Source organism: Actinomyces sp. Marseille-P3109 (genome assembly GCF_900323545.1).
Taxonomy (GTDB): domain Bacteria; phylum Actinomycetota; class Actinomycetes; order Actinomycetales; family Actinomycetaceae; genus Actinomyces.
The window spans coordinates 718,307-736,797 of record NZ_OOHN01000008.1 but is presented as its reverse complement, the minus strand read 5'-3'; the positions used below and the strand labels follow the sequence as shown (position 1 = coordinate 736,797).

Sequence of the window (18,491 nt, the reverse complement as noted above, 5' to 3'; positions counted from 1 at the left end):
CCGCCCGACGCATGACTGAGAGGCCCGCCTGACCCACGATCTCAGGAAAGAGGCCCCATGCCACCCACCGTGTCAGACACCGCACCTCAGGCCACGCCGTCCGCAGCCTCACCCACTGTCCTCACGCGCCCGGTGCGCTACCCCTCCGACGGCGGCGCGCTGCTGGAGCACCTGACCCGAGCCGGCCTGCTGCGCACCACCCGCAACCCGGCAGACGACAACGCGGCTGTACGCCCCGTGGACTGCGTGCTGCTGGAGAGCGCCGACATCACGACGAAGGCCTCGCGCACCACGGTCGCCATCCTGGAGGCCTCGGCCAGGCTGACCTGCTGGGGCGGCACCGTGACCGCCGAGGCCCTGGACGTCGTCGACGGCGAGGACGCCGGGCCCGACGGCCTCGCGGCTCTGACCCGCCTGGAGGAGCACCTGGGCGAGCACGTCACCGACCGCTCCCCCGGCCGGCTCACCCTCACCCTGCCCACCAGCGCCGACGACGACCCCACCCTCGAGGAGCGCGAGCGCCTGACGGCCCTGTCCACGATCGAGCCCCTGCGGGTGCTGGCCCAGGCTGAGGTCGACCATCCCCACCTGCCGCTGGAGGCGGGGGCCTTCGCCTTCGACTACCTGTCCACCTTCGAGTCGCTGCCCGAGGTGGCCCAGGGCGCCAACACCTGCCCGGACTACCTCTTCTACGACGCTCGCATCATCCTCGTCGTGGACCACCCCACGCAGGAGGCGACCCTGGTGGGGGCCTCGGTCGACGCCGCGGGCCTGGAGCGACGCATGGACGCGCTGGCCGGCGCCATCGACACTGCAGCCGACGCAGCCGAGCAGGCTCCGGCCTCGCCCACGGCCGCAGCCGACTCCCCGGTCCTGCGCGCCGTGCCCACCACCTCGGATGCCGACTTCGAGGCGGTTGTGGAGGAGATGCGCGGCTACATCGCCGACGGCGATGTCTACCAGGTGGTGCCCTCGCGCGGCTTCACCATCGCCTGCCCGGACACACTGGCCGCCTACCACGTGCTGCGCCACGCCAACCCCAGCCCCTACATGTTCTACCTGGCCGCCCCGGACTTCGAGCTCTTCGGCGCCTCCCCGGAGTCGGCGCTGCTGCACTCGGCACGCACCGGTCGGGTCGCCATCCGCCCGATCGCCGGGACCCGGCCGCGCGGGCTGCACCCCGACGGTTCAGTGGACCACGAGCGTGATACCCGCCTGGAGCTGGAGCTGCGCACCGATGCCAAGGAGGTCGCCGAGCACGTCATGCTCGTGGACCTGGCCCGCAACGACGTCGCCCGAGTCAGCCGCCCCGGTACCCGCAGCGTCCAGGACCTTCTGCGCGTGGACCGCTACAGCCGGGTGATGCACCTGGTCTCGGAGGTCTCCGGTGAGCTCGCCGACGACCTGGACGCCCTGGACGCCTTCCGCGCCTCCATGACGATGGGAACCCTCACCGGCGCTCCCAAGCTGCGGGCTGCCGAGCTCATCCGCCAGGCCGAGGGCGTGCGCCGCGGCTCCTACGGCGGATCTGTGGGCTACATCCGCGGCGACGGCGAGCTGGACACCTGCATCGTCATCCGCTCGGGCTTCGTGACGAACGGGAGCGCTCTGGTCCAGGCCGGGGCCGGGATCGTGGCGGCATCCTCCCCAGCGGCCGAGGCCGCCGAGACCGTCCACAAGGCCCGCGCCGTCCTGGAGGCGGTCGCCGCAGCCCAGGGAGCCACACTCGTCATCGACCCGACCGGCAAGGAGGCCTGAGCCATGGCCATCACCAGCACTCAGCACCACGGACAGGACGTGAGCCAGCACCCCGAGGGCAGCAGCACCGCAGCGGCCCAGGCCCCGGCCCGCGTGGTCCTGCTCGACAATCGCGACTCCTTCGTCTACAACCTCGTCGAACAGTTCGCCACGCTCGGCTCCCAGATCGAGGTCTACCGAAACAACGTGCAGGCCTCTCGGGTGCTCGCCGCCCTCGAGCCCACCGAGGCCGAGCGCGAGGCCGGGCGCCGCCCGGTCCTGTGCCTGTCCCCCGGGCCGGGCTACCCGGCGACGTCGGGCTGCCTCATGGAGCTCATCGCCACCGCCCTGGATCAGGCGATTCCCACGCTGGGCATCTGCCTGGGCTTCCAGGCCCTCGTCGAGGCCTGCGGCGGGCGGGTCGCCCCGGTGGGTCCGGTCCACGGCCGCTCCGACCGCGTCGAGGTCACCGAGGCGGGCCGCACCGACCCGGCCTTCACAGTGCTCGACGGCGGACCACTGGACGTGGCTCGTTACCACTCCCTGGGCACGCGCACGCTGCCCGAGGCCCTCGTCAGCCTGGCCCGCACCGCACCGGTGGACGACGGCGGAAGCGGCGGCATCGTCATGGCGGCCCGGCACCGGTCGGTACCGGCGGTCGGGCTGCAGTTCCACCCCGAGTCGATCCTCACCCCGCAGGGACCTGCCCTGCTCAAGGCCATCACCGCCGACCTGGCTCGGACCCCCTGAGCCACGCCGTCCCCGCGCTGTCCCGCAGATCCCGACAGCTGCCGCACCGCTCGGGCAGAATCATCCCCGAGCGCCCCAAGCCTCAACCACCCGTGAAGGAGCCACAGACCGATGAGTGAGACCAACAGCGCGGCCCCCGCCGCTGCGGACGGCACGCATGTTGCCACGGCGCAGGAGGCCCACGAGCTGCTGCGCGAAGTCGTTCAGGGCAGGCGCCTGACCCGCGAGCAGGCCTCCACGGTCTTCGCTGCCCTGGGCGCCGGGGACCTGTCCGAGGCGGAGACGGCGGCGCTGCTGGCGGCGCTGCACGCCCGCGGCGAGGAGCCCCAGGAGGTCGCCGGGGCCGCAAGCGCCTTCCGCCAGGCCGCCCGGGCCTTCCCATCGGTAACCTTCCCACTGGTGGACGTCGTCGGCACCGGGGGCGATGGCGTGGGCACCATCAACATCTCCACGGGGGCGGGCCTTGTGGCCGCCTCGATGGGGATCGCGGTGGCCAAGCACGGCAACCGGGCCGTCTCCTCCAAGACGGGGGCGGCCGACGTCATCGCCGAGCTGGGGCTGCCCCTGGACGTGGAGCCGGCCACCGCGGTCGAGCTGCTGGCCCGCGACCACTTCACCTTCCTGTTCGCCCAGGCTTACCACCCGGCCATGCGGCACGTGGCGCCGGTGCGCCGGGCACTGGCGACCCCCACGATCTTCAACGTCCTGGGTCCGCTGGTGAATCCGGCTCACCTGACCTTCCAGCTCATGGGCGTGTGGGACCCGAACATGCTGGACATGATCGCCGAGGCGATGGTTCAGCTGGAGCGCAAGCGTGCGCTCGTCGTGCACGGCTCGGGCCTGGACGAGATCGCCGTCCACGGGCCGACCCTCGTGCGTGAGGCGACTCCCCGCGGGGTCAAGGCCTACGAGGTCACGCCCGAGGAGCTGGGGGTGGAGACCTACGAGCTGGCCGAGCTGCTGGGCGGGGAACCGACCGACAACGCCCGCCTGCTGCGTGAGGCCATCTCGGGTGAGGGAAGACCCGCCCACCGCGACGCCATCGCCGTCAACGCCGGCGCCCTGCTGTATCTGGCCGGCCCTGCCGACAACCTGGCCGACGGGACCGCCATGGCGCTGGAGCAGATCCGCTCGGGCGAAGTGGCCCGCCACCTGGAGTCCATGACCAAAGCCAGTGATCTGGCCGGCGATTCAGCCGCCGAGCGGGCCTGAGGAGAGACCGTGACCACCCCCGACACCGCCCCCACTGACTCCGTGGATGCCGGCTCCCCGCTCCCGGGCCCCGGCGAGCGCGCGCACCGTGAGCCGATTGAGGCACGGCTCATCGCCACGGGCACGGTCCTGGACTCGATCGTCCAGGCGCGCCGTGAGCGCATCGAGGAGCTGCGCGCCCGCTTCGGGCACCTGAGCGCCGAGGATCTGCCGCGCTCGCAGCGCTCCTTCGCCGCCGCCCTGCGCACCCGCAGCGGCCAGGGCCGCAGCCCGCAGCCGGCTCTCATCATGGAGTGCAAGGCGGCCTCGCCCTCGCGCGGCACCATCCGCTCCGACTACGACCCGGCCTCACTGGCCGCGCAGTACGCGCCCTACGCCGCCGCGGTCTCGGTGCTCACTGAGCCCGACCGCTTCAACGGCTCCTTCGACGACCTGGCGACCGTGCGCGAGGTGGTGGACGTACCCGTCCTGTGCAAGGACTTCATCGTCGATGAGGTCCAGGTGCTGGCGGCCCGGAGCCTGGGGGCGGACGCGGTCCTGCTCATGCTCTCGGTCGTGCCCGACGACGTCTACCGCGAGCTGGCCGCGCTGGCGCACTCCTTGGGCATGGAGGTGCTCACGGAGGTCTCCACGCCGGAGGAGATGCACCGGGCGGCTGCGCTGGGCGCCGAGGTCATCGGCATCAACAACCGCGACCTGCGCACCCTGGAGACGGACCTGGCGCGCACCGAGGAGATGGCCCCGCTGGCTCCGGCCGGGGTGGTCCTCGTCGGCGAGTCGGGGGTCGGCGCGCCCGACGACGTGCGGCGCCTGTCCGGCCTGGTGGACGCCCTCCTGGTGGGCTCGTCCCTGTCCGGCGCCCCGGACCCGGCCGAGGCCGCCCGGGATCTGGCCACCGCGGTCCCGCTGCCCCAGCGGGACGGACAGCCCCAGAGCCAGGACGCGGCGTCATCGGGCCAGGAGCCGGGCGAGGGCGGGCAGGCGGAGCACCACCCGCGCCTCCCCGCGTTCTTCGGCCCCTACGGCGGCCAGTTCGTGCCCGAGCTGCTCATTCCTGCCCTGGACCAGCTCGAGGACGCCTTCATCGATGCCCAGGCGGACCCCGCCTTCGCCGCCGAGCTGGACACGCTCATGACCCGCTACCTGGGGCGCCCCACGGCCGTCACCGAGCTGCGCAACCTGCCCCTGGAGGGCAACGCCCGCATCCTGCTCAAGCGCGAGGACCTGGTCCACGGCGGCGCCCACAAGGGCAACCAGGTGATGGGCCAGGCCCTCCTGGCCAAGCGGATGGGCAAGCAGCGCATCATCGCCGAGACCGGCGCCGGACAGCACGGGACGGCCACCGCCATGGTCTGCGCCCTGCTGGGGCTGGACTGCACCATCTATATGGGGGCCACCGACGTCGTGCGCCAGGCGTCCAACGTCGAGCGCATGGAGCTCATGGGTGCCACGGTGGTGCCGGTGGACAGCGGCGCCGGCACGCTCAAGGACGCCGTCAACGAGGCGCTGCGAGATTGGACGGCGTCCTTCGCCGACACCCACTACCTGCTGGGCACGGCCGCCGGCCCCCACCCCTTCCCCACGATCGTGCGCGAGTATCACCGGGTGATCTCCCGGGAGGCCCGCGCCCAGGTGCTGGGGCTCACGGGGCGCCTGCCGAACTCGGTCATCGCCTGCGTGGGCGGGGGCTCCAACGCGATCGGCATGTTCGCGGAGTTCATCGACGACCCCGGCGTCGAGCTCGTCGGCGTCGAGCCCGCCGGTGAGGGGCTGGACACGTCCCGCCACGGCGCCCCCATCAACAAGGGCCTGGTGGGCATCCTCCACGGGGCGCGCAGCTACCTCATGCGCACCTCCGAGGGCCAGGTCGAGGAGTCCTTCTCCGTCTCGGCGGGCCTGGACTACCCCGGTGTGGGTCCCGAGCACGCCTGGCTGTCGGACACCGGCAGAGCCCGCTACGTGGGGATCAGCGACGACGACGCGATCGAGGCCTTCCGGCTGCTGTCGCGCCACGAGGGGATCATCCCGGCCGTGGAGTCGGCGCACGCCCTGGCCCAGGCCCTGGCCATGGCCCGGGAGGTGCCCGACGGCGACGAGCCCCCGATCCTGCTGGTGTGCCTGTCCGGCCGCGGGGACAAGGACCTCGACCAGGTGCGGGCACGGCTGGGCGGCTCCTTCTCCACCGACGGCGCCGTGGCCCGGGCCTCGCGCATGGTGGAGCAGATGGGCAAGCGCACCGAGTACGCCGGTCTGAGCACCGCCGCGAGCACCGGCCTGACCACCGGCCCGGACGAGGAGTTCTGACATGAGCCGCTATCCCACGATGTTCGCCGCCCTCCAGGAGCGCGGCGAGGGCGCCTTCGTCCCCTTCGTCATGGTCGGCGACCCCGACCCGGCCACCAGCGAGGCCGTCATCGAGGCCCTTATCGCCGGCGGGGCCGACGCCCTGGAGCTGGGCGTGCCCTTCACCGACCCGGTCGCTGACGGACCCACGATCCAGAAGGCCCACGTGCGGGCCCTGGCCGCGGGTGCGGGGTTCCGCGACTGCCTGGAGGTGGTCGCGCGGGTGCGCCGACGCCACCCGCAGCTGCCCATCGGCATGCTCATCTACGGCAACGTCCCCTTCGCGATGGGCCTGGAGCGCTTCTACGCCGAGTGCGCGCGGGCCGGTATCGACTCGGTGCTGCTGCCCGACGTCCCGATCCGTGAATCAGCCCCCTTCAGCCGGGCCGCTGAGGGGGCCGGCGTCGACGCCGTCTACATCGCGCCGCCGTCGGCCGCCGCCGAGACCCTGGACGCGGTGGCAGCGGCTTCCCGGGGCTACGTCTACGCCGTCTCCCGGGTTGGCGTGACCGGCACAGAAAGGGCCTCGTCCACCGTGGGGCTGGCTGAGTCTGTGGAGCGCCTGCGCGCCGACGCCGCCGCCCCCGTCATGCTGGGATTCGGCATCTCCACGCCGGATCAGGTCGCCGAGGCGATCGCCGCAGGCGCCGACGGCGCGATCAGCGGCTCGGCCACGGTCAAGATCGTGGAGCGCTACGCCCCCGAGATCGTGGCCGCTACCTCCGGAGAGCACGGCGAGCGCGGCAGCGAGGAGCGCCGCCACTACGCGCTCGGGGCGCTGCGCAGCGAGCTCGTCGCCTTCACCGCCGCCATGAAGGAGGCCACGCGCCGGCACTGAAACGGTCACCTGCAGGGTGATGGCTGAGAGTCAGGGGCAGCACCCCCTCTTTACGAGTGACGTGCACCACGTTATATTAACTGGGCAGTCATTTCCGTCCCGGCTACCCCGGAAAAGAGGTTGCTCATGCATCTGCGACAACGACGACCAGCTTCATCCTGGCGACGCTTCACCGGCGTCGCCGCAGCCCTTCCCCTACTCGTCGCCGGCCTACTCACCTCGCCGGCACAGGCCGCCCCCGCCTCCGAGAGCGTCATCGCCTCCGGAATCTACAACTCGAGCGGCACCGGCTGCCAGGGTTCGGACACCAGCGCCGACTGCCTCACCTGGGGCCTGCGCGTCCCCTCGACCATCGCACCGAAGAAGGACCTCACCGTCACCATTGAGGCCGACTCCGCCCCCGGTCAGTGGGTGTGGAACTGCCTCGCGAGCGACCGGGTCGCCGGTACGGCATCGTTCTACGACTCCCCGACCGGAAATGGGACCAGGAAGCTGAGCGAGTCAGACCTCAGATACTTCGCGCACCTCTATTACGGAATATACGGGGACAGCGCCGGACAGGTCGACGCCATCACGTGCACCCCGGAGCATCTGAGCATCACCTACAAGATCGATTACCTGGTGCGCTCGGAGGGCTCGTACCTCGATCTGAGCTTTGGAACGACCACGGTGACCCCGGGATCGGGCGAGCACACCTACTCCTTCTCACCGACCGTCACGACCTCCGCAGACAACACCCCCCAGAAGATCACAGCAACCGTGCAGAAGCCCGCTGATAACGCAGCACCTCGTTAGGAGCGCGGACAACAGAACGACAGAGGTCGGGGCACGACAGTCTTGATGCACCCGACCTCTGTCGTTCTGCGATTCCGGCTCCCCGCCGGCTTCACACTGAAGAGCGTCACGGGCAGCGGCGGTCCGTGGTGGATCAGCGATGACGACGTCGCGATCCAGCCGAACGGCTCCATCTCCCTGCTCACGCAGGACACGCTATCCGCAGGATTCCCACGACCCTGAGCTTCTCGGGCGCGCCGCACCGCACCAGCCGTAATCGGCAGCATGACCGGCGGCCCTCTCACCAAGCCGGGAGGGGAGGACCACCGAGTCGCCTGCGAATCTCCCCTGACGCCCGGCGGTAGGGTGGCGCCCATGGCCAGCCTGCTCAACCGGATCCTCACTCTGCTCGGACGCACCGCCTCCAAGGCCGTCAGCGACGCACTCGCCCAGAAGCCCTCGACGCCGTCGGGCGTCTCCGAGGGCACGGCAGCCGGCTCCGCCGAGGCGGTCCGGCCCAAGCAGCGCGCTCAAGCATCGTCCTCTCGGCCGTCCTCCAGTCCGCGGCCGGCTCCGTCCCACTCGCAGCGCTCCGAGTCCTCGACAACTTCGTCACAGGGGGCCGGCGTCTACGACGTCGCCTCCCTGGGGCTGCCCGCCTTCAGTTACTCCCCCGATCCCGACGGCGACGCCGATCCGGGCGAGGTCGTGTGGACATGGGTCCCTTTCGAGGAGGATCCCGCCCAGGGCAAGGACCGGCCGGTGCTGGTCCTGGCCCGCCACGAGGCCCGCCTCGTCGTGGCCCAGATGACGAGCAAGGACCACGACCGCGACGCCGCCCAGGAGGCGAGGTGGGGCCGCTTCTGGCACGACGTCGGCACCGGCAGCTGGGATCGTCAGGGCCGCCCCAGCGAGGTGCGCCTCGACCGTCTGCTCCTGGTGGAGCCGGCCGCAGTGCGCCGAGAGGGGGCCACGATGGACCGGGAGGTCTTCGACGGCGTCATCGCAGCCCTGCGCCGCCAGCACGCCTGAGGGCCCCGGAGCACGCCGTCCCGAGGGGCGATGCACCTCACGCCTGCGCCCCGGTTCGCGCCTGGGGCCGCGGGGATCGCGAATGATACAGTCGCCTACTGGACCTCTGGCCTGGCCGGCTGCGGGGTCCGGCGACCGGGTCAGCCAGGTGCCCCACCACCTCATGTCAGCCCGTGGCGCGAACCCTCTCTCCGGCCATCGACCAATCAGACGCGAGAAAGTTTCACCGTGGCGAACATCAAGTCCCAGATCAAGCGCATCAAGACCAACGAGAAGGCCCGCCTGCGCAACAAGTCCGTCAAGTCCGAGCTCAAGACCTACGTGCGCCGCGTGCGTGAGGCCGTCGAGGCCGGTGACAAGGACGCCGCGCTCGAGCACCTCAAGGCCGCCTCCCGCAAGCTGGACAAGGCCGTCTCCAAGGGTGTCATCCACAAGAACCAGGCCGCCAACCGCAAGTCCAAGCTCGCCAAGCGCGTCGCCTCCATCTGAGGCCACCGCAGCAGTGAGCATCCGAAGGGCGCCTCCCATCCGGGAGGCGCCCTCCCCTTTTTTCCCGCACTCGTTCCCTGACCCTCACCACGTTCATCAGACCGCCTCAAGGAGAGCCCATTGCGCATCGGATTCGACCGGGACAAGTACCTGCGGATGCAGTCCAGCCATATCGCGGAGCGCCGCGCCCAGTTCAGCGGCAAGCTCTATCTGGAGTTCGGCGGCAAGCTCATTGACGACATGCACGCCTCGCGCGTACTGCCCGGCTTCACCCCGGACAACAAGATCGTCATGCTCGCCGAGCTGGCCGACGAGGTCGAGATCGTCATGGCGGTCAACGCCAAGGACCTGGCCCGCAACAAGGTCCGTGCGGACCTGGGAATCTCCTACGAGGACGACCTTCTGCGCCACATCGACGCCTTCCGCAGCTACGGGCTCTACGTGGGCAGCGTCGTGGTGACCCAGTGGACCGACGACAACCGCCAGGCCCACGACTTCAAGCGCAAGCTGGAGGCGCTGGACATCACTGTCTACCGCCACTTCCCCATTCCCGGCTACCCCGGCGACGTCGCCCGCATCGTCTCCGAGGAGGGCTACGGGCGCAACGAGTACATCGAGACCAGCCGGGACCTCGTGGTGGTCACCGCCCCCGGCCCGGGCAGCGGCAAGATGGCCACCTGCCTGTCCCAGATCTACCACGACCACCAGCGGGGCATCTCCTCGGGCTACGCGAAGTTCGAGACCTTCCCGATCTGGAACCTGCCGCTGGACCACCCGGTCAACATCGCCTACGAGGCCGCCACCGCAGACCTCGACGACGTCAACATGATCGACCCCTTCCACCTGGCGGCCCACGGCGTCCAGACCGTCAACTACAACCGCGACGTCGAGGTCTTCCCGGTCCTGAGCCGCCTGTTCGAGGAGATCCTGGGATCATCGCCCTACGCCTCCCCCACGGACATGGGCGTCAACATGGCCGGCAACTGCATCAGCGACGACGACGCCTGCCGGCAGGCCGCCAGCCAGGAGATCATCCGCCGCTACTACCGCGCCCTGGTGACCGAGAAGCGCGAGCTCATCGCCCCCGTCCAGTCCCAACGGATCGCGCTGCTCATGGCCAAGGTGGGGGTCAGCAAGGAGGACCGTCCGGTAGTGCCGCCCACGCTGGAGGTGGCGGCGGCCACCGGCGAGCCGGCCTCGGCGATCGAGCTGCCCGACGGGCGCATCGTGACGGGTAAGACCTCGGCCCTGCTGGGATGCTCCTCGGCGATGCTGCTCAACGCCCTCAAGGTCCTGGCCGGGATCGATGACGGTGTTGACCTGCTGGCTCCGGCCTCCATCGAACCCATCCAGAAGCTCAAGACCCAGGGACTGGGCAGCCGCAACCCGCGCCTGCACACCGACGAGGTGCTCATCGCCCTGGCCGTGTCCGCCAACGGGGACGACAACGCCCGCAAGGCCCTCGACCAGCTCGAGACGCTGCGGGGCTGCGACGTCCACACCTCAACGATCCTGGGGTCGGTGGACGAGGGCATCTTCCGCGCGCTGGGTGTTCAGGTGACGAACGAGCCGGTCTTCGCCACGAAGTCCCTGTACCGCAAGAAGTGAGGCCCGGGCGCAGGCGGCCTGCCCGCGGTGCCGCCCGCATCCGGACGCCCGAGCTGGGAGCGTCGTCCGCGACCATCACGTACGAGCACGTATGAGAACAGGCTCGGGTCGGACACCCTGCCGAGGTGGGGCTGGTCACATGTGCGCGGGGAGGCGGCCGAGCGCACTAGCGCGCGGTACATTCTCTCCAACGAGATGAGCTCGTGTGCTCTGGGGTCGGTGAAAGTCCGAACCGGCGGTGACAGTCCGCGACCCGGTCGCATCCAGCGACCGGCTGACCAGGTGAAACTCCTGGACCGACGGTGAGAGTCCGGATGGGAAGCGCACACGGGACACACAATGCCGTGCCGGGTGCCGTGCACCCGGCGGGTCCGGCGTGACGGTGTCTCTCCCCAGCGCACCCGAGGGAGAGGACCGGATGACCTGCATCGCGGCCGTCTGCACGGGGGTGAACGAGGTCATCCGGTCCTCTCCGCCGACGGTGACGTCCTCGCCGAGGGCCACCACTGTGGCGCCGGCACCGCCCACGCCGAGGTCGACGCGCTGGCGAACCTCGCCGCGGCGGGCGCCTCCGCCCAGGGAGCGACCGTCGTCGTCACCCTCGAGCCGTGCGACCACGAGGGCCGCACCGGCCCGTGCGTCCAGGCGCTCCTCTCCGCAGGCGTGGCCGAGGTCATCTACGCCCAGGACGACCCGACCGAGCCGGCCGGAGGCGGCGCGGCGACGCTGGAGGCCGCCGGCGTGCGGGTACGGCGCGGGCTGTGCTCCCAGGACGCCGCGCGTCTCAACCGCCCGTGGCTCCTCACCGTGACCCGCGGCCGCCCCATGGTGACGTGGAAGCTCGCCGCCACCCTCGACGGCCGTATCGCCGCCGACGACGGCACCAGCCGGTGGATCACCCCGGCGGCGGCCCGCCGCGACGCCCACCACCTGCGCCGTCAGTGCGACGCCGTCATGGTGGGCACCGGCACCGCCCTCGCCGATGACCCGGCCCTCACAGTCCGCGACGAGACGGGAGAGCCCGCCCCGGCTCACCTCCAGCCGCTGCGCGTCGTCGTCGGATCCAGGCGCCTGCCTCCCACCTCCAGGGTGCTCGCCGACGACCACTACCTCCTCCTGCCCGACCACGACCCGCGCACCGTCCTCGCCGTGCTCGCCGAGCGCGAGATCCGCCACGTCCTCCTCGAAGGAGGCCCGACCCTCGCGACCGCCTTCCTGCGCGCCGGCGTCGTCGACGAGGTCGTCGCCTACACGGCCCCCGCACTTCTGGGCGCGGGACCGGCCGCCGTCGCCGACTTCGGGGCGACGACGATCACCGACGCCCTGCGGCTGCGTCATCCCCGCGTCGAGGTCCTCGGCGCGGGCGACGGGCTCGCCGTCCGCCTCTCCGGTGACCTGGGGGCCGACGACGCCCATCCCGACGCCCCTGCGGTCCCGAGGCCGCGGCACAGCGCTCAGCGCCCGGACCACCGGGACCGCACTCATCCCCCTATCCGCCGCCACACCGAGGAGAGTCACTGATGTTCACCGGAATCGTCGAGGAGCTCGGACGCATCGTCCGGCTCGAGACCGTCGAGAACTGCGCCCGGCTGACGATCGAGGCGCCCACCGTCACCCAGGACGCGAGCCTGGGCGACTCCATCAGCGTCAACGGGTGCTGCCTGACGGTGGCCGCCATGCACGGGAGCGCCTTCACCGCCGACCTCATGGCGGAGACTCTCACGCGCACCACCCTGGGCTCCCAGGCGCCGGGAGACCCGGTCAACCTCGAGCGCGCCCTGCGCGCCACCGACCGGCTCGGCGGGCACATCGTTCAGGGTCACGTCGATGCCACCGCCGAGGTCCTCGGCCGCCAACACGGCGAGCACTGGGACCTCCTGCGCGTCGGCCTGCCGCGGGAGATCGCCCACTACGTCGCCGTCAAGGGATCGGTCGCCCTCGACGGGGTGTCACTGACCGTCATCGACGTCGATGACGTCAACGAAGCCCGGCACGACGCCGCCCCCGACGTCTCCCCCACGCCGGGAGCAGGGGCGTCGCTCAGCGTCGGCCTCATCCCGGAGACGCTGCGACGCACGACTCTGGGCACGAGGCGGCCGGGAGAACGGGTCAACCTCGAGGTCGACGTCATGGCCAAGTACGCCGAGCGTCTTCTGGGCGCCCGCCTGAGCGAGGAGGGGCGGCAGGCATGCTGAGCACGAGGAGCGTGCGCCCGGAAACGCGTATGGACAGCGTCGAGGACGCCCTCACCGCCCTCCGTGAGGGCCGGATGGTCGTGGTCGTCGACGATGAGAGCCGGGAGAACGAGGGGGACCTCATCCTCCCCGCGGCGACCGCCACAACCGAGCAACTGGCCTTCGCGATCCGACACTCGACCGGCATCATCTGCGCACCCATGACGGCCCAGGAGCTCGACCGCCTGGGCATCCCCATGATGACCGAGCACAACACCGATCCCAAGAGGACGGCCTTCACACTGAGCGCCGACGCACGCACGGGCGTCACCACGGGCGTGAGCGCCGCCGACCGGGCACGCACCCTCCGTGTCCTGGCGGACCCGGACTCAGCACCGACCGACCTCGTCCACCCCGGCCACGTCTTCCCCCTGCGTGCATGCGAGGGCGGAATCCTCACGCGCCGCGGTCACACGGAGGCCGCCGTCGACCTCATGCGCCTGTCGGGCAACCGGCCCGTGGGCGTCCTCGTGGAGGTCGTCAACGACGACGGCACCATGGCGCGCCGACACCAGCTGCGAGAGCTCGCCGACGCCCACGCCATGCCCATGATCACGGTCGGCGACCTGGAGCGCCACCGGTGGCTGCACGAGGATCTCGTCGAGGAGGCCGTCTCTGCGCACCTGCCCACCGCGCACGGGGAGTTCACCGCCCACGCCCTGCGCAGCAGGGTCGACGGCACCGAGTACCTCGCGCTCGTGTGCGGCCGCGTCGCGGACGGTGAGGACGTCCTCACCCGCGTCCACTCCGCCTGCCTGACCGGCGACGTCCTGTCCTCCCTGCGCTGCGACTGCGGGCCGCAGCTGCGCGCCGCCATGGAGACGATCGGCGCCCGCGGCCGCGGGGTCCTCGTCTACGCCTCCGACCACGAGGGGCGCGGCATCGGGCTCATCGACAAGCTCCGCGCCTACGCGCTGCAGGAGGAGGGAATGGACACCCTCGACGCCAACGTCGCGCTGGGGCTGCCGGCCGACGCCCGCAGCTACGCCACCGCCGCCCAGGTGCTGCGGCACCTGGGCGTGCGCTCGGTCGAGCTCATGACGAACAACCCGGACAAGGTCGCGGGCCTGGAGCACTACGGCGTGAGCGTCCGCTCCAGGACGCCGACGCCGACCTTCGCCAACGGGGAGAACCTCAGCTACCTGCGCGCCAAGCGCGACCGCATGGGCCATCTGCTCACCGGGCTCGAGCCCAACGGGTCCCGCACGGACGTGCCGCCCAGTGAGGCGACGGCCGACGATGCGCCCTGGCACACGACCGACGAGAACGAGGGAGAGACACGATGAGCGGATCCGGGGCACCTGAGCAGAGCGCACCTCACGCGCGAGGCATGAGGGTGACGGTCGTCGCCGCCCAGTGGCACGAGCGCGTCATGGAGGGCCTGGTCGCCGGGGCGCTGCGCGCCGTCGAGGAGGCCGGAGCTCAGGCGAGCGTCGTGCGGGCGGTGGGCTCCTTCGAGCTTCCGGTGCTCGCCGCGGCCGCCGCGCGGGGCGGTGCCGAGGCGGTCGTCGCGCTGGGCGTCGTCATCCGCGGCGGCACCCCGCACTTCGACTACGTGTGCCGGGCCGCGACCGACGGGCTGAGCCGGGTGGCGCTCGACACCGGGGTACCGGTGGGCTTCGGCGTGCTCACGTGCGACGACGAGGCCCAGGCGCTGGCCCGCTGCGGCGGGCCTGGCTCGGACGAGGACAAGGGGTACGAGGCAGCCTGTGCGGCGATGGCCACGGCGCTCACCCTGGCCGCCATGCGGGTCTGAGAGGCGGCTCAGCGCCGGCGGGTACCGGAGCGGCGGGCGTTGCAGATCGTGAGCACCGCCCGCTCGACGGCGTAGACGGGGTCACGGCTGGCCCCCTTGGCCTCGGCGTCGGCCCGGGCGACTGCCAGGATCGAGGTGGCCAGGGCGTCGTCGGACCAGCCCTGGAGCTCGCGGCGGGCCCGGTCCACCTGCCAGGGGGCCATGCCCAGCTCGGCCGGGCTCATGCGCCTGCCTCCGGCGGCCGCGACCCGGGCGAGCTGGCGCACCTTCATCGCCAGGGCGGCGACGATGGCCACCGGCTCGGTGCCGGTGGCCACGGCGTGGCGCAGGGCGGTGATGGCGGCCGGGGTGTTGCCGGCCGCGGCGGCGTCGGCCACGGTGAAGCCGGTGGCCTCGATGCGCCCGGCGTAGTAGGTGCGCACGTGGTCGGCACTGATGGTGCCCTGGGTGTCGGCGAGGAGCTGGTCGACGGCGGAGCACAGCTCGCGCACGTCGCTGCCCAGGGCGTCGACGAGGGCGCCGACGGCCTCGGGGACGATGCTCCGCCCCGCGCGGCGCACGTCGGCCACGACCAGGGAGGACTTGTCCTTGGCGTTCTTGATGGCGTCGCACTGGATGGTCGGGTAGGGCGAGGCCTTGATGGCCTCGAGCAGGCGCTTGCCCCGCTGGCCTCCGTTGTGGCGCAGGATGACGCTGACCTCGGGGTCGGCGGCGCCCACGTAGGCGAGGAGGTCGGCCAGGAGGGCGTCGGTCATCTGCTCCAGGGCGGGGACGTAGACGAGCCGGGGCTCACCGAACAGGGAGGGCGACACGAGGGTGTCGAGCTGGTGGGGCTCGTAGGTGGCGGCCTCGAGGCGCGTGACCTCGGTGGTCGGGTCCTTGGCCTTGGCCTGCGCCAGAAGACTCGATACCGCGCGGTCGGCGAGGACCTCCTCGCCGGCACGGATGAGGACGATCGGCGCCAGCTGGGCCTGGTCCCAGCGGATTCCAGCCGGCGCGTTGCGCTGGCCCCGGGAGCGGGAGGTTCGGGTCGCTGCCATGGGGCAAGCCTGCCATGAGCGGGCCGAGTCAACCGTCTCAGTCCCTCCATCAGGGCTTGGCGGGCGCGGGGAGCCGCCAGGATCAGGACCCCGATCTCGCAGGCCCCCAGTGCCAGGGCGCCCGTGAGGCCGGCCGGCCAGGGCAGCGTGGCACCGGGCAGGTGAGCGAAGAACCCGGCGACCCGCACCATCCAGGAGCAGGCCGCGAGCGCCGGCCAGGCGACGACGGTGGCAGCCGCGGGCCAGACCGGGAAGATCAGCGCGGCCAGGAGCCCGCTGACCGTGGCGACGACGGCGGCCGGCTCACTGAGCAGATTGGCGGGGACCGACCAGACCCCCACCGAGGGCTGGAGGAGGACGAGGATCGGCCCGCAGGCGGCCTGAGCCACCAGCGGCAGGGATACGGCGGCAGCCAACCACCTGGGCAGGCGGCCGGAGAGGCGGACCGCGACGGGCTTGGAGCCGATGACGATCCCGGCGGTGGCCACCACCGACAGGGCAAATCCGTAGTCCCGGGACTGCCAGGGGTCGATGAGCAGCAGGACGATGGCGCCCGCGCACAGGGCGGGCACGGAAGCGGCACGCCGTCCGGCGACGACTCCCAGGAGCATGACGGCCCCCATGGTGGCCGCGCGCAGCACGGAGCCCGAGGGGCGCACCAGGACCACGAGAGCAGTCAGCAGGACCACTCCGAGCAGTGCCCGCCACCGCCGGGGCAGCACCCCGAGGGCTGCCAGGCCCAGGCCCAGGACGATGGCGACATGCTGCCCGGAGACGGCCGTCAAGTGGGTCATGGAGACGATGCGCATGTCCTCGCGTACCTGGGCCGGCAGGGCGTGGTCGTCGCCCAGGGCGACGCCGGGCACGAGGGCCCGGGCGCCCGGCGGCCAGACACCCGACTCCTCCCCCATTCCTCCTGCGCCCTGCGTCCTTCCGGCTCCCTGTGCCCCGACGGCCTGGGCGAGGCCAGAGCGAATGCTGGTGACGGCTCCGAGCACCCCGGTCGGTGGGCTGAGGACCTTGAGGCCTGCGCGCTTGGGGATGATGGCCGCCTCGGCACGGCCGGGGTCGGTGGGCCTCAGGCGCGTGCGCACCTGGACTCGGGTGCCCATGGGCAGGCTCAGCCACTGCTTGTCGCCAAGGACGGTGGCGCGCAGGGACGAGGGTCTCCCCTCCACCTGCTCGACGTCGAGGGCGGTGATGACCAGGGTGGAGCGGCTGGTGGCCGACACCCTCGGCTCCTGCGCGACGGTGCCGATGAGGGTGACCGGTTGTCCGGAGGCCACCGCCATGGTCAGCGGGTCACGCTGACGGGACCACAGGTGGGCGGCGCTGATGGCCAGGACCGTCGCAGCGCACAGGGCGCACACGAGCAGGCTGGCGCTGATGGTTCCGATGGTTCGCGGGTCCTGCTCCGGGGCTCCGGGACGCGGGTCGGCCCGGTGGCGCGGTGGCCGGAAGCGCAGCACGGGCACGACGAGTGCCGCAGCCAGGGCGGCGTACCCGGCAGCCAGGAGGAGCACCGGTCTCCATGCCGCCGATCCATCGCGTCCGACGGACCACCATGCGCTGGCCCAGCAGGTGACTGCTGGGGCGAGCAGGCGCAGGTCGAGGGCCTCGGGGACCTTGGAGGAGGTCGCGTGCGCATGTCGCCTGCGGCGTCGGTGCCGGTCCTGCTCCTGACGCAGGTTCTCATACAGTGCGGGGTCGTCCCACGGTGCCCGGGAGGTACTCACGCTGTGGCCTTCACTCATACGGTGGCCTGCTCCCGCAGGGCCTCCAGCTTGGCCTTTCCGATGCCGGGGACGTCGGTGAGTGCGTCGACGTTGGCGAAGGGCCCGTGGGAGTCACGGTATTCCACGATCCGTTGGGCCAGGGCCGGACCGATGCCGGGCAGCTTCTCCAGCTCGGAGGCGGAGGCCGTGTTGATGTTGACCGTTCCTGAGGCGCCGCCATCGCCGGGCTTGCCCGAGGCTGCTCCCGCCCCGGGGCCGGCGGTCCCGGTGAGTTGAGGGGCGGGATCGGGCAGGACCTCGCCGACGCGCGGCACCCGGATCTGCTCGCCGTCGCTCAGGACACGCGCGAGGTTGAGCTGCTCGGTGTCCGCGTCCGCGGTCGCTCCGCCGGCGGCGTCGACGGCGTCGGCGACACGGCTTCCCGCCCGCAGCGTCACGACGCCCGGTCTGGCGACCGCCCCGGTGACGTGGACGAAGAAGTTGCCGACTCCGGCGGTGGAACCGCCTGGTACGGCGCCGCCCCGAGCCGTGACTGGTGCAGTGACGGGTACCGTGGCCGGGGCCTGTGACCGTATCGATGCGGCCGTCCCCGCGGCGGCGGTGGCCGGGGCCGTCTCACTGCCGGAGCCGGTGGAGGACAGGACGGTCCGCAGTGCCAGGACGAGAGCCAGGACGAGGAGAACGGCGCCGGCGACCATGGCCGCTCGTGGTGCGATTGCCAGGCGTCGCGGCCGGCAAACGGGCTCCTCGGGATCGGCTGAGCAGGCCATGCGCACAAGGTCGTCCAGGGACCGGTTCCCGATACCTCTCCTGGCGCTCATGACTGTGACGGTAGGTGGTGAGCGGGTCTGCCGCGCGGATGGTCCGGCTGCCCTGTGGAGAGGGGGCGCGTCCGGCCGCCTGTGGCAACCGGGCGTCGTTGTGGGACCGTCGTATGGCGCT

At 71.8% G+C, this 18,491-nt stretch carries 15 protein-coding genes, 1 pseudogene and 1 riboswitch; of the genes and pseudogenes, 13 read left to right on the top strand and 3 right to left on the bottom strand.

Features of this window, described 5'->3' with window-relative positions; genetic code table 11:
- The first annotated feature begins 57 nt into the window (after window positions 1-57).
- The 13 genes from BQ8008_RS03505 (at window position 58) to ribH (ending at window position 14,773) form a co-directional block, all read left to right on the top strand.
- Window positions 58-1,758 (top strand): anthranilate synthase component 1, encoded by a 1,701-nt coding sequence (locus BQ8008_RS03505; RefSeq protein WP_108832823.1) that lies wholly within the window; start codon window positions 58-60, stop codon window positions 1,756-1,758.
- Window positions 1,759-1,761: 3 nt separating this feature from the next.
- A complete protein-coding gene (locus BQ8008_RS03500; protein WP_199907923.1) occupies window positions 1,762-2,487 on the top strand; it encodes an anthranilate synthase component II in 726 nt (241 codons plus the stop codon).
- 111 nt (window positions 2,488-2,598) lie between these two features.
- Window positions 2,599-3,699 (top strand): anthranilate phosphoribosyltransferase, encoded by a 1,101-nt coding sequence (gene trpD, locus BQ8008_RS03495; RefSeq protein ID WP_108832822.1) that lies wholly within the window; start codon window positions 2,599-2,601, stop codon window positions 3,697-3,699.
- 9 nt (window positions 3,700-3,708) lie between these two features.
- Window positions 3,709-6,003: a tryptophan synthase subunit beta gene (gene trpB, locus BQ8008_RS03490; protein ID WP_108832821.1), complete on the top strand. Its 2,295-nt coding sequence runs from the start codon at window positions 3,709-3,711 to the stop codon at window positions 6,001-6,003.
- Window position 6,004: 1 nt separating this feature from the next.
- On the top strand, window positions 6,005-6,880 hold the full coding sequence (gene trpA / locus BQ8008_RS03485; protein ID WP_108832820.1) for a tryptophan synthase subunit alpha: 876 nt from the start codon (window positions 6,005-6,007) through the stop codon (window positions 6,878-6,880).
- Window positions 6,881-7,006: 126 nt separating this feature from the next.
- Window positions 7,007-7,675, top strand: coding sequence for a hypothetical protein (locus BQ8008_RS03480; RefSeq protein WP_108832819.1), 669 nt, complete (start codon window positions 7,007-7,009; stop codon window positions 7,673-7,675).
- A gap of 354 nt (window positions 7,676-8,029) precedes the next feature.
- A complete protein-coding gene (locus BQ8008_RS03475) occupies window positions 8,030-8,686 on the top strand; it encodes a type II toxin-antitoxin system PemK/MazF family toxin (RefSeq protein ID WP_108832818.1) in 657 nt (218 codons plus the stop codon).
- A 228-nt stretch (window positions 8,687-8,914) separates the two neighbouring features.
- The gene (gene rpsT / locus BQ8008_RS03470; RefSeq protein ID WP_003780210.1) at window positions 8,915-9,175 is read left to right on the top strand and encodes a 30S ribosomal protein S20; all 261 of its coding nucleotides are present in this window, start codon (window positions 8,915-8,917) and stop codon (window positions 9,173-9,175) included.
- Window positions 9,176-9,295: 120 nt separating this feature from the next.
- Window positions 9,296-10,783: a DUF1846 domain-containing protein gene (locus BQ8008_RS03465; protein ID WP_108832817.1), complete on the top strand. Its 1,488-nt coding sequence runs from the start codon at window positions 9,296-9,298 to the stop codon at window positions 10,781-10,783.
- 201 nt (window positions 10,784-10,984) lie between these two features.
- Window positions 10,985-11,114: riboswitch (FMN riboswitch) on the top strand.
- A gap of 20 nt (window positions 11,115-11,134) precedes the next feature.
- Window positions 11,135-12,304, top strand: a complete 1,170-nt coding sequence (gene ribD, locus BQ8008_RS03460) for a bifunctional diaminohydroxyphosphoribosylaminopyrimidine deaminase/5-amino-6-(5-phosphoribosylamino)uracil reductase RibD (protein ID WP_234415206.1) — start codon at window positions 11,135-11,137, stop codon at window positions 12,302-12,304.
- Window positions 12,304-12,978 carry a riboflavin synthase gene (locus BQ8008_RS03455; protein ID WP_108832816.1) on the top strand — a complete coding sequence of 225 codons (675 nt, stop codon included), beginning with the start codon at window positions 12,304-12,306 and terminating at the stop codon, window positions 12,976-12,978. Before ribD ends, BQ8008_RS03455 begins: the two co-directional genes overlap by 1 nt.
- Window positions 12,972-14,303: a bifunctional 3,4-dihydroxy-2-butanone-4-phosphate synthase/GTP cyclohydrolase II gene (locus BQ8008_RS03450; RefSeq protein ID WP_108832815.1), complete on the top strand. Its 1,332-nt coding sequence runs from the start codon at window positions 12,972-12,974 to the stop codon at window positions 14,301-14,303. Before BQ8008_RS03455 ends, BQ8008_RS03450 begins: the two co-directional genes overlap by 7 nt.
- Entirely contained in the window at window positions 14,300-14,773 is a 474-nt protein-coding gene (gene ribH / locus BQ8008_RS03445; protein WP_108832814.1) for a 6,7-dimethyl-8-ribityllumazine synthase, read from the top strand. Before BQ8008_RS03450 ends, ribH begins: the two co-directional genes overlap by 4 nt.
- Before the next feature lie 8 nt (window positions 14,774-14,781).
- Here the strand turns inward: ribH and holA are convergent, their stop codons facing one another.
- The 3 genes and pseudogenes from holA to BQ8008_RS03430 all read right to left on the bottom strand — a co-directional run bounded on the left by holA (window position 14,782) and on the right by BQ8008_RS03430 (window position 18,370).
- Window positions 14,782-15,813 (bottom strand): DNA polymerase III subunit delta, encoded by a 1,032-nt coding sequence (gene holA / locus BQ8008_RS03440; protein ID WP_234415205.1) that lies wholly within the window; start codon window positions 15,811-15,813, stop codon window positions 14,782-14,784.
- 89 nt (window positions 15,814-15,902) lie between these two features.
- A pseudogene (locus BQ8008_RS14095) lies at window positions 15,903-17,567 on the bottom strand (ComEC/Rec2 family competence protein); the annotation flags it as partial.
- On the bottom strand, window positions 17,564-18,370 hold the full coding sequence (locus BQ8008_RS03430; protein WP_234415204.1) for a ComEA family DNA-binding protein: 807 nt from the start codon (window positions 18,368-18,370) through the stop codon (window positions 17,564-17,566). The pseudogene BQ8008_RS14095 and the gene BQ8008_RS03430, both read right to left, overlap by 4 nt.
- Between the last annotated feature and the right edge of the window lie 121 nt (window positions 18,371-18,491).